Annotated in this window: 1 pseudogene; it reads right to left on the bottom strand. The window is 66.1% G+C overall.

Annotation, left to right across the window (positions count from 1 at the left end):
- Window positions 1-413, bottom strand: a pseudogene (locus MKK70_RS23360) (PQQ-dependent dehydrogenase, methanol/ethanol family); the annotation flags it as partial.

Raw genomic sequence — 413 nt, 5'->3', positions numbered from 1 at the left:
CCGCCATGGCTGTTCGGCGCGGGGTACATCGACAGGGTCGCACCGACGTAGGGCTGGCCCGGGGTGTAGGTCACCCGGAACGGCTCGTAGTCCATGCAGACGTGGTTGGTGGGCACGTAGAACAGGTTGGTCTTCGGCGAGAACGCAGCAGGCTGCTGGTCCTTGGTGCCGAGGGCCGCCGGGCAGATACCCTTGGAGTTGGTATCCTCGCCGTTCTGCTCGGTGGAGTACTTGGCCTGGACGAGGGGGCGACCGTAGGTCTTGGAGCCCTTGTCCATGTCGACCTTGGAGGCCCAGTTGACGACCGGGTCGAACTTCTCGGCGACGAGGAGCTCGCCGGTGGCGCGGTTGAGGGTGTAGCCGAAGCCGTTGCGGTCGAAGTGGGTCAGCAGCGGGGTCTCCTTGCCGCCGAC

Origin of the sequence: Methylobacterium sp. E-041 (assembly GCF_022829665.1) — a bacterium.
Taxonomy (GTDB): domain Bacteria; phylum Pseudomonadota; class Alphaproteobacteria; order Rhizobiales; family Beijerinckiaceae; genus Methylobacterium.
Note: the sequence above shows the minus strand (reverse complement) of the source record. Positions and strands in the feature narration are given on the sequence as shown.